The organism is Pedobacter sp. AC212 (assembly GCF_979258625.1).
Map to the genome: position 1 here is coordinate 4,020,416 of NZ_OZ409870.1, position 12,220 is coordinate 4,032,635.

General features: G+C 38.3%; 7 protein-coding genes. 3 read left to right on the forward strand and 4 right to left on the reverse strand.

Annotation, left to right across the window (positions count from 1 at the left end; genetic code table 11):
* Positions 1-184: 184 nt before the first annotated feature.
* The 3 genes from ACZZZC_RS17135 to ACZZZC_RS17145 all read left to right on the forward strand — a co-directional run bounded on the left by ACZZZC_RS17135 (position 185) and on the right by ACZZZC_RS17145 (position 5,370).
* Positions 185-1,555, forward strand: coding sequence for a sigma-54-dependent transcriptional regulator (locus ACZZZC_RS17135; protein ID WP_463483254.1), 1,371 nt, complete (start codon positions 185-187; stop codon positions 1,553-1,555).
* A gap of 83 nt (positions 1,556-1,638) precedes the next feature.
* Positions 1,639-2,997: a sensor histidine kinase gene (locus ACZZZC_RS17140; protein ID WP_463487745.1), complete on the forward strand. Its 1,359-nt coding sequence runs from the start codon at positions 1,639-1,641 to the stop codon at positions 2,995-2,997.
* 183 nt (positions 2,998-3,180) lie between these two features.
* On the forward strand, positions 3,181-5,370 hold the full coding sequence (locus ACZZZC_RS17145) for a bifunctional alpha,alpha-trehalose-phosphate synthase (UDP-forming)/trehalose-phosphatase (protein WP_463487746.1): 2,190 nt from the start codon (positions 3,181-3,183) through the stop codon (positions 5,368-5,370).
* Between the two features lie 569 nt (positions 5,371-5,939).
* On the opposite strand, the gene ACZZZC_RS17150 is transcribed toward ACZZZC_RS17145, so the two are convergent.
* The 4 genes from ACZZZC_RS17150 to cobA all read right to left on the reverse strand — a co-directional run bounded on the left by ACZZZC_RS17150 (position 5,940) and on the right by cobA (position 12,178).
* Positions 5,940-7,724 (reverse strand): glycoside hydrolase family 15 protein, encoded by a 1,785-nt coding sequence (locus tag ACZZZC_RS17150; RefSeq protein WP_463487747.1) that lies wholly within the window; start codon positions 7,722-7,724, stop codon positions 5,940-5,942.
* Between the two features lie 548 nt (positions 7,725-8,272).
* Entirely contained in the window at positions 8,273-9,541 is a 1,269-nt protein-coding gene (locus tag ACZZZC_RS17155; RefSeq protein ID WP_463483258.1) for a glucose-1-phosphate adenylyltransferase, read from the reverse strand.
* 8 nt (positions 9,542-9,549) lie between these two features.
* Positions 9,550-10,962 (reverse strand): glycogen synthase, encoded by a 1,413-nt coding sequence (locus tag ACZZZC_RS17160; protein WP_463487748.1) that lies wholly within the window; start codon positions 10,960-10,962, stop codon positions 9,550-9,552.
* Between the two features lie 421 nt (positions 10,963-11,383).
* Entirely contained in the window at positions 11,384-12,178 is a 795-nt protein-coding gene (gene cobA / locus ACZZZC_RS17165) for a uroporphyrinogen-III C-methyltransferase (protein ID WP_463487749.1), read from the reverse strand.
* Positions 12,179-12,220 lie beyond the last annotated feature (42 nt).

Below are 12,220 nucleotides of genomic sequence, written 5' to 3' on the forward strand. Positions count from 1 at the left end.
CCCACTCTTCAAGGAGAGGGACAGCAGAAAAACACCAAATACTACTTCCTTTGACAGGGTGAGGTAGCTTGTAAATAATTATTGTTCAATATCTTACCGTTTCTCATATTATTAAAAAAAGTACAATACAAAAAACAAATGCCATTACCTCTGAAAAGGGGTGGTTTTTTATAAATTTAAATCTATGTTAAACGCCACAGTTTTAATCATCGATGATGATGATGACATTCTTTTAAGTGCCCGCTTATTTCTTAAACAGCAAGTGAAGCAAGTAATTACCTGTAAATCACCAAAGGAAATTAATGTGCTGTTAAGCAAAAACGAGGTTGACATTATCTTGCTCGATATGAACTATCAAAAGGGCGCTAGCGATGGTCGCGAAGGTTTATACTGGCTGGAACACATCCTATCGATTGATAAAGATTATGTGGTGATATTAATGACTGCTTTCGGGAACGTTGAGCTTGCAGTTAAAGCGATTAAGAAAGGCGCTACAGATTTTATTCTTAAACCCTGGGAAAACGAAAAGCTTTTTGCCACCATTTCCGCAGCATCGAAACTTCGCGAATCAACCAGAAAGGTTAAGAAATTAGAGAAAATCCACACTTCATTGCATAAAGATATGACACGTGGTTTCGAGCATATCGTTGGCGAGGCCGATGGAATTAAACAACTTCAAAACACACTGCTGAAGGTTGCGCCAACAGATGCTAACGTTTTGATTTTAGGCGAAAACGGCACGGGTAAACAGGTTTTCGCATACGAAATCCACGGCAATTCCCAGCGTAAGAACCAGGTTTTTATGCATGTAGATTTAGGTTCATTAAATGAAAACCTTTTCGAAAGCGAACTATTTGGATACGCTAAAGGGGCTTTTACCGATGCAAAAGAAGATAAACCTGGTCGCTTTGAATTAGCAGATGGTGGAACGATATTTTTAGATGAAATTGGAAACCTCACCTTGCCCCTTCAAGCAAAATTATTAAGCGTTTTACAAAATCGAACCGTAATCCGCCTTGGCGAAAGCAAAGAACGTAAAGTAAATGTTCGTTTAATTACAGCAACCAATATGCCCTTGAATGAAATGGTTTCCAAAAATACTTTCAGACAAGATTTATTGTTCAGAATAAATACAGTAGAACTACTTTTACCACCACTACGAAAACGAGGAAGGGATATTTTGCTCTTATCCAATCATTTTATGCAGGTTTTTAGTACAAAATACCATAAAGAAACCCGAAGTTTAAGCCATAAAGCGGAAGATGTGTTATTAAATTACAAATGGCCAGGAAATGTTCGGGAGCTGCAGCATGTTTTGGAACGTGCCGTTATTATGAGCGATGGAAATGAAATTTCAGAAGAAGATTTACAATTAAGTCCGCAGCGGTTTGCACAAAACACATCAATGCCAGATGAAATGGCGCTAGGCGAAATGGAGAAAATGATGGTGCAAAAAGCTATTGACAAACACAAAGGAAATATATCAAAAGCAGCGGCAGAGCTGGGTTTAACCAGAGCAGCTTTATATAGGAGGATTGAAAAATTCGGCATTTAATTTAAGGGAGATCGTAATAGGTAAAAGGTTTATTCGAAAACAAAACCTCAACCTCAAAAACCTCAACCTTTAACCTTAAAAGTATGTTCTACAAACGATTTACTTTTCGTCTAATATCCAGGTTACTCCTCATTAATTTGCTGGGCTATCTCCTATTCTATTTAATCCAAAACACCCAGTTATGGTTTACAATTATTGGAGTAGGCTTAATTTTATTGGGTTCGATAATTTCGCTGTACTATTACATAAACGAAATCCGTTCGGATATTAAACGTTTCATTTTAGCTGTTAAAACCCGCGACCATACTTTAAATTTCAAGAATAAAGCCACAAAAGGCAGTTTCCCTGAGTTATACGAATCCTTCAGCGAAATTCTGCAGGTGCACAAACAAATCAGAATGGAACAAGAAGCCATGTTCCAGCTGATTAAAACGATTCTGGAACAAGTTCCGGTTGGGGTAATTGTAGTAAATAATACAAAAACCGAACAGGATAATGAAGAGATAGCCTTTTTCAATCAGGCTGCATCGAATCTATTGGGCGTTCCTGCTTATAAATACTGGCATCGCCTCAAACAACATTTGCCAGCTTTCGCCAATGAAATCGATCAGATTTCTTCGGGAGGAAAACGTTTTCTGGAGCTGAAGATTCAGGAAAAATTAATTCAGCTATCTACAGAAGTTATTCCATTAAATCTATACGGAAAAAATTACACCATCATCAGCTTCCAGAACATTAAGGATGAAATCGAACAAAAAGAAACTGAAGCCTGGAATCGACTAATCGGTGTGATTTCTCACGAAATATTAAATTCCATTACCCCGATCAGCTCGTTATCCGATACGATTAACAGTATGGTAACCGACAAAGAAAACTTGGATTTGGATGAAATGGAAGATTTGAAAACTGCGTTACAAACCATCAAACGCCGCTCTACCGGCTTATTAGACTTTGTAAAAGATTACCGCTTGATTGCCGAATTACCAACACCAAATTTAGAATCGCATACAATTGGGGAAATTTTAAAACACATTAAAGTGTTGATGCAACCCTTCGCGAAAGTTAAAAATGTGGTGCTTGAGGTAGAGCAAACTTCCTCAAAAATCACTGTTCAACTTGATCTAAAACTGATTGAACAAGTTCTAATTAACCTCATTACCAATGGCATTTATGCTGTTGAAGAAAATGAAAACCCACACATTTCGGTAAGTTATCGACTTGAAAATACGAAACTTTACATCGATGTAACCGACAACGGAAAAGGAATTGCACCGGAGGACTTGGAGAAAATTTTCGTTCCCTTTTATACCACCCGTAAAAATGGCTCGGGCATTGGTTTAACTATTAGTCGCAACATTATGAAAATGCACCGCGGCAGTATCGAAGTGGTTTCTTCGCCAAATGAGCAAACAACTTTTTCATTAGTGTTTAATTACGTTTAGTTTTTTTAACCAAAGGATTTCAAAAATTGATGCAGATTAAAAATCAATTTTCCTTAGCTGTATTCTTGTTTTTCGTCTGTGATTGATATTTTCCTAAAATCATTTCAATGTTTGTTTTCAAACAAAATTCAAACAAAAGATGTTTAAATGGCTTTTATTTATGTGGATACATCAAATACAAGCATGAAGACAGTTATAATATCGAATAGACTACCCGTTAAAATCATCGAAGAAAATAACGAGTACACCTTTATTCCGAGCGAGGGCGGCCTTGCTACCGGATTGGGAGACGTGTACAAATCAGGCAATTCCATTTGGGTTGGCTGGCCAGGAATCGAGGTTCCTGAAGAAAGACAAGAAGAAGTAATTCAAAAATTAGGAGAACTCAATCTTTATCCTGTTTTCCTTACTCAGGAAGAAATCAATTTATATTACGAAGGCTTCTCTAATGAAGTTTTATGGCCGGTTTTTCATTACCTGGTTACTTATGCGCATTACGAGCAAAGTTATTGGGATTGCTACAAATCGGTGAACGACAAATTTGCAAAGAGCGCCATGAAGGTGCTCAACAGAAGAGATAAAATATGGATTCAAGATTACCAATTACTTTTATTACCAGGTATTTTGAGAGAAAAATTACCCAATTCTACTATCGGATTTTTCCAGCATATTCCCTTTCCTTCTTACGAAATATTTAGATTAATCCCCTGGCGTGAAGAATTACTGAACGGATTAATCGGTGCAGATTTAATAGGCTTCCATACTTATGATGATGTTCGCCATTTCATCAGCACTGCCACCCGCTTACTACCAGTAAATTCATCATCAAATGTGCTTAACAGTAACGAAAGGCAAATTGTTATAGAAGCCTTTCCGATGGGAATAGATTTTGAAAAATTTTCATCATTAACCACGACAGAAGCCGTAAAACAAGAAATAAGAGATTTTAGAAATGGAAAAGAAGATATGAAAATAATTCTTTCCATTGATAGATTGGATTACAGTAAAGGAATACTTGAGCGCCTAAAAGCCCTTGAACTGCTCCTGCTCGTACATCCCGAATACATCGGAAAAATCGAGTTATTTATGATTGTGGTCCCATCAAGAGATACGGTTCCTCAATACCATGAACTGCGGGAACAGATAGACCAATTTGTCGGAAATCTTAATGCCCGTTACCGATCAATGGACTGGATCCCGGTAAACTATTTCTATCGATCTTTCCCTATTGAGGTGTTATCCGCCTTATATGCATCAGCAGATATTTGCCTGGTTACGCCCATGCGTGATGGAATGAATTTAGTAAGCAAAGAATATGTGGCCAGTAGAAACGAGGAAGATGGTGTACTGATTTTAAGTGAAATGGCTGGAGCATCAAAGGAGTTAACCGATGCACTAGTGGTTAATCCAAACAACTTGGGCGACATTATGGAGGCTATTGTTAAGGCCTTAAAAATGCCTCAAGAAGAACAGCAAACCCGTATGAAAGCCATGCGGGCAATTGTAGAAAAATTCAATGTTAAACATTGGGTAAACAATTTTATTTTAAGATTAAACGAAGTGAAAGATTCTCAAAAATCATTACAAACAAAACACGCAGTAAATTCAGTTAACGAAATTATAGCTGCGAAATATGCTGAAACTAAAAACCGGGTACTGTTTCTTGATTATGATGGTACGCTGGTAGATTTTACTGGAAATATCGACGACGCATCTCCTGATGATGAGCTTTATGATTTAATTGAAAACCTGACTTTAGATTCTGCCAACACAGTTGTCATTATTAGCGGAAGACGGAATGAAACACTCGAAAAGTGGTTCGGACATTTAAAGGTAGATATGATTGCAGAGCATGGTGCTTGGCAGAAAGCGCAGGGCGATAAATGGAATTGTTTGCCACTGCTTACCGACCAATGGAAAGGAGAAATTCGTTCGTTATTGGAGACTTATACCGATAGAACTCCTGGATCTTTTATCGAAGAAAAAAGTTATTCATTAGTTTGGCATTATCGCAAAGCTGAAGAAGGATTGGGCGAATTAAGGGCAAATGAAATTGTTAGCCACATGAAGATCTTGGCTGCCGATAAAGGTTTGCAATTGATGCCAGGCAATAAAGTGATTGAATTCAAGAACATTGAAGTAAATAAAGGTAAAGCTGCGTTGAATTGGCTTTACAATAAACAACCAGATTTTATTATAGCTCTTGGCGATGATCATACCGATGAAGATATCTTCAGGGCCTTGCCAGATGATGCGATTACGGTTAAAGTTGGCAATAACTTGTCTGAAGCAAAATACTATCTAAACGATTTCAAAGAAGTACGAAAGTTGCTTTGGAGCTTGGTTAAGGAAGAGTTTGTAGTGAGAGATTAATTTAACTAACTGCTCATTCCTTCATTGGTGGGAAAAATTATCTATCCTAAACACCTTCTTGAAACTGTCATTCTGAGCCTGTCGAAGAACATTTCGACAAGCTCAATGTGACAACTTGCAAAAAGAACTCCCGCAGATCAAAATGATTGCCGCAGAAAATCAGCGAAAATCTCCTTAATCTGCGGGAAAAATTATCTTCATAAACACATTTGTAAAACTATCATTCTGAGCCTGTCGAAAAACATTTCGACAAGCTCAATGTGACAACTTGCAAATAAAAATCCCCTCAGCTCACTGATTCGAAAAATCTCGTCATTGCGAGGCACGAAGCAATCTACTTTAATAAAATAATACAACAAATGAGATTGCTTCTCCCGATGAAGAATCGGGATCGCCTGCCTGCCGCAGGCAGGGCAATGACGGAAAGTTATAAACGTCAATGGTAGTCTGTCGAAGAACATTTCGACAAGCTCAATGTGGCAACTTGCTAACAAAAATCCCGTAGATCAAAAAGATCAACGCGGAAAAAATCAGCGAAAATCTTCTTAATCTGCGGGAAATTATAACCGCTACAAAAATATCGGCCTATCTAACTTAATTGCAATGCGATAAGCCGCATTCATTAAACCAACATGGCTATAAGCCTGAGGAAAATTCCCCCACTGACTGCCGGTTTTTGCGTCCACATCTTCACTAAATAACAACAAATGATTACAATATTTAATAATGTTTTCAAATTCCTTAATCGCTTCGTCTGTTCTACCCACACAAGCCAAAGCCTCTACATACCAGAACGCACATATTAAAAATGTTGTCTTTGGTTTGCCAAAATCATCTGCATGTAGATAGCGGTAAAATAAACCATCTTCGGTTTTTAGCTCATTTTCTAAGGCGATTAAATGATCTTTTGCACGATCAGCAGCGGGATCTAGATAACCCATCATAATCAGTTGCAATGTACTCGCGTCCAAATGCGGACTGCCAACTGCATTGGTATAAACTTTTCTAATTGGATCATAACAGGCCTCAATATGTGCTGCTGCCTTATCAATTAAAACCTGTGCCCGATTTTCGAAATCAGCATTTCCAATGGTCTTCGCCATTTTTAAAGCCGCTTGTGCTCCCGCCCACTGAAACAAATTACTATAACAATGTACATTTGCAATATTCCTGAATTCCCAAATACCGGCATCCTTTTCATCGATTGTTCTTTCAATCTTTGACAGTACACTTTCGATCCATTTTACCGAATCGCTGCGTTCTGAAAATACAAAACGATGATCGGTATAAAGTGGCAACATTGATATTAAAACCTGACCATAAATGTCATTTTGAATATGTTCGTAAGCCTGGTTTCCAATCCGGATGGGCTGCTCGCCTTTATAACCTTCCAAATGATCTAAGGTATGCTCAGTGATCTGCCTTTCGCCGGCGATACCGTACAAGGGCTGGTAACGTTCATCTTCAGCGTGAGAAATATCAGATAAGTAATTAAAATACTTCTCCATTTCTTCAAAATGACCAATGTGGTTCAGCGATGTAAGGACATAATGCGAATCCCGCAACCAGCAATAGCGGTAATCCCAATTTCGGGTACTACCTGGCGATTCTGGTAAACTTGTGGTACTTGCCGCTATAATTGCCCCTGTATCTTCATATTGATGGATTTTTAAAACCAAAGCCGATCGAATGACAAAGGGTTGGTAAAAGCCTGCAATAGATGAATGTTTAATCCAAAGCCTCCAGTAAGAAACGGTTTCACGAAGGAAATTCTCAGCAGTACTTACAATAGGCGCCTCAAGGTTTTCGCCATAAGTCATGATAAGATATTTCGGCTCGTTTAATACGAATGCTTTTTGATCTATAATATACGTTAAGGAAACATTGGTGCTTAAGCGGATATTTTCATCGCAACCGTGATAATCAATATGGTTGCTGCCCCTGCTCGCCCGCATTTTGTTCTTGCCATAATCGCAAACGGGTTCACATTTAATGGTCACCCTCGGATTTCCTTGTAGAGGTTCGATTTTTCGGATAAACATTAATGGTTTGAAATATCTTTCATACAGATGAAATCGCGGGGCAAAATCGGTGATTCGATATTTGCCATCCTCAGCGGTAATTTCGGTTCTTAAAACATTGGTATTTTCAATATAATATTGCGATGAAGTGAATTCGCCTTGCGGTAAAATCGAAAATTCGCCTCCTTTATTTTTATCTAATAAACTTCCAAATACAAACGGACTATCAAATCGAGGCCAGCATAGCCACGATATGTCTGTATTTTTATTTACATGCGCCAAAAAAGCACAGTTTCCTATAATTCCAGTTTGATAAAGATGTTGTTCAGCCATACGCTCATTTTGTGTTTATTGATTAACAAGCTTTTGCCAAAAATGTTGGAGGAAATGATGATTTTAAGGAGAATTAACGTGAAGCAGGAAACAAACCGTTGTTAAATAAGCCTGATTGAAGTGTAAATATTTTTTGTTGCAGCAACCTTTAATATGCTGTCATTCTGAGGAACGAAGAATCTGCAACCGATGAAACAGACGCCTCGTGCCTCGGAATGACGGAAGTTAAAAAATATTGAAACGTAAAGCAGGGCTGTAATCGGCAATGAAAGGGTGAACGTTCACTTTCAAAAAACCTCATCCTATCAAAGAAAATGGTTCGGCTAGTTACTCCAATCCCTCTCCTTGAAAAGAGGGAGACAAAGGTTGGTAGTTTGAACCAGTCTGTTCTAAGACATTTGAACTAGTTAATTTTATAAATACTTAAAACTCAGTTTCAAGAGATAGTGGCCACAACATTCGCCAATGTCTAATGGTCATTGGGTGAGGCAACAAAAAAAGCCAGTTTGAACGAATTCAAACTGGCTCGGTTAATTATATTGATTATTTTAGATTACTGTTCCGCTAGGTAAAACAGCACCTTTTTTAACGACTACAATTCCATCTTTTACCGCGTACAATTCAAAATCGCCGTCTTCCAAGTGTGGACCACCATTAATTTTGACATCGTTGCCAATTCTGCAATTCTTATCAATGATCGCGTTATTGATGTAACATCTGTCGCCAATACCGATTAAAGAGTTTCCTTTTTCAGTTTCAGACTGTATCTCTTCAAGGGTCTGATACCTATCGCTACCCATTACATAAGTATTTGTAACCACGGTGTGCCTGCCGATACGAGCTCTGATACCCAAAACAGCATGTTCAATTCTGCTGGCCTGAACGATACAACCCTCAGCAATAATCGCTTTTTCTAGTGTTGTACCCGAAATTTTTGAAGGAGGCAACATCCTTGCTCTTGTGAAGATAGTATGATTACTATCAAACATGTTGAACTTAGGAATTTCGTCAGTTAAGCCTAAATTAGCCTCAAAGAACGAAGAAATATTACCAATATCCGTCCAGTAACCTTCGTACTGATAACTCAATACACGACTTTCGTTTATCGCTCTTGGCAAAATTTCTTTACCAAAATCTTTTTCATCTTCGTTCTCGTTTAAAATATTGATTAAATAATCACGATTGAAAACATAGATACCCATTGAAGCCAAAAAGTTACGCCCTTCGCCCTGCATTTCCGGACCAGTATCAGATACCCAAGCTTCCAAACCTGTTTTTGGTTTTTCAGTAAAGGAAGTAATCATGTTCTCTTCATCCGCCTTCAAAATACCAAAATCTGTTGCATCTTTTGCTGTTACCGGAATGGTGGCAATGGTAATTTCAGCTTGTGCTTCAATATGCTTCTCGATCATATCTTTAAAATCCATCTGGTACAACTGGTCGCCAGATAAAATTAAGATATAATCGAACTCATGGGAAACGATGTGGTGCATACATTGACGTACCGCATCAGCCGTTCCTTGAAACCAACCAGCATTTTGTACCGTTTGCTCAGCTGCAAGAATATCAACAAAAGCCGTACTGAAATGGCTAAAGTGATAGGTGTTTTTAATATGTTTATTTAGGGATGCCGAATTAAACTGGGTCAGCACAAACATACGGTGGATGCCAGAATTAAGGCAATTAGAAATTGGGATGTCTACCAACCGATATTTTCCTGCAATTGGAACTGCAGGTTTTGAGCGTGTTTGTGTGAGTGGCGATAATCTAGAGCCCTGGCCACCGCCAAGGATAACGCCTAAAACTTTGTCAGTCATGTTTAAGCTTATTTAAGTATTTGGTATAATTCTATATAGTTCAGCGCTGCCCTATCCCAAGAATGATCAATTTTCATCATGGTTTTACGTACCGCCTTAAAAGTTTTTTTATCATTATAAAAGCCCACAGCCCTATCAATTGCGTGGGTAACATCCCAAACGCTGGTTTGATCATGGCAAAGGCCAAAACCACCATCGCCAATATCTATCACCGTATCCTTCAACCCCCCTACTCTCCTCACTATTGGAACCGTTCCATATCTCAAAGCATACAATTGGTTTAAACCACAAGGCTCAACCCTCGATGGCATCAGAAGAAAATCTGCTCCGGCATACATTTCATGCGATACCTGCTCATTGTATCCAATGTAAGCATTGTATTTGCCGCCAAATACATCTTTCAATTGGTTTAACCGCCCTTCAACCCAATTATCGCCTGAACCTAAAACCAACACATTAATATTTTCGCCATGTTGCTGCAAGGCAGTGTAAAAAATATCCGGTAATAAATCTGCACCTTTTTCATCAACCAATCTTCCGATAAAGGTAAACAAGGGCTTAAATGCATCTAATTGAAAAACATCGCAGAGCGCCTTTTTGTTTGCTGCTTTTCCCGCTTCAACCGTTTTTAAACTGTAACTTTTTGATAGCATGGGGTCAGTTTCTGGATTCCAAACCTCGGTATCAATGCCATTCAAAATACCTACCGATTTCCATCGTTCCTGGCGCAACAAACTTTCCAAGCCTCTGGCATTGTCCATCATTTCATCCAAATAACTTGGCGAAACGGTAGTAACTCTCCAGGCACATTTAATGGCCGATGCTAAGGGGTTTATCGCATCTTCCCAGCCCAGCAATCCACCTTTCCATAAATCGAAAGCTGGTAAATAGTACAATTTTTCCCAGCCAAATTGACCTTGGTATTGTGCATTATGTATCGTTAAAACTGTAGGTACTTGATTTAGTGAACTATATTTTAAGCAATTCGAAACCATAAAAGGAATCAGTCCGGTATGGTGATCGTGGCAGTGAATGATATCCGGGCGATGTTCCCATTGCGCCATCCAATCTAATGTTGCAATTTGAAAGGCGATAAACCGCTCGGTATCATCATTATAACCATAAACGTTTGGCCTATCGGTTAATCCCTGAATATGAATGATATATAGATCAAAACCGAGTTTATTGGTTTTTTCTTTTAAAACGCGATAAGAAAAATGATGATTGCCATAGTTAGACCAGGCATCGTAAGCCACTTCAAATTCGCTTTCCCTTACAAACTTTGTTTCGTATGCAGGAACAACCACCTTGGCAATGTGGCCAATTTTATTTTGGTATTTCGGTAAGGCCCCAACAACATCTGCTAAACCTCCAACTTTAGCAACAGGGTAACACTCGGCACTGATATGTATAATTTCCATTAAATATTTGGTGTAGATAACTTCGTTAAGTTAGCAATTGTTTTCTGATTTGAAAATAATTCAATATTAATTTTTGGCGAGAGACTTTACCTCAGATTTAGAAGATTATAGCAGATTAAAATTAGATAATTCCTTAATTGAATGATCATTTTTTGAAAGTGAAAGTTCATCACTTTTGGCCTGGTGCAGCCCTGCTTTTCATTACAATCTTTTTGTTGCTGTCATCCTGAACCTTTCGAAGGCGCAACAAAAAGGATTTTCATTTCAATCAGGCTTATTGAACAAAAGATTGTTTCTGACAAATTGCATCACCGCATAAATTTAACTGCTGCAAAAATCAGCGGGAGCTCCTTAAAACAAAAAACCGCTAAGCTTTCGCCAGCGGTTTTAACAACAAAACAAATATATAATTCTATTACCCTTAATATTCTTCAGCAATGATTTCGTAAAAGTCTCTAATTGGTTGAAACTGGGGGTGTAAGGAAACCACATCACCGAAAACCAATAAAGCTGGCGCAGTAATCTTTTTATCCTGAACAACTTCCGCAATGGTATCCACTATGCCCACAGCAATTTTTTCATGAGTCGTAGAGCCATTCTGAATTACAGCCACAGGAAGCAAACCTTTGTTTTCACTTTGAAAAATGGAAGCAATCTCCTCTACTTTTTCAATTCCGTTCAAAACTACAATCGTAGCTTTTGTTTTCGCTGCAATGTATAAATCTTCAGAAATTTCTCCCTTCGAATTTGTTCCTGTTACTGCCCAAAAGCTTTCACTTAAGTCTTTGTAAATCATCGGAATTTTCTGCAAACTTGGCGCACCAGTGGCACTCGAAATACCTGGAATGATTTCAGTAGGAATGCTATATGATTCTGCAGCATCGATTTCCTCGTAACCTTTAGCAAAGAAAAACGGATCGCCGCTTTTCAACCGAACTACATGACCGTAGTTGAGTGCATAATCGATGATCAGTTTGTTCACTGCATCCTGCGAAAAATCTTCATCATCGGTTCTTTTGCCCACGTATACTTTAGGAATTCCCTCTGGCGCATAACACAGTAAAGCTTCGTTCACATTTGCATCATATAAAACAACATCAGCTGTTTTCAATGCTTTAACACCTTTTAAACTAAATAAATCCGGGTCGCCAGGACCAGCACCTATCAGTGTAATTTTTGGTTCAATGTTCGCTTTTTCTACTTTACTTAAAATCATGTCAGGAATTTTAGCTCGTGATTATTTTTATTAATTAATCAA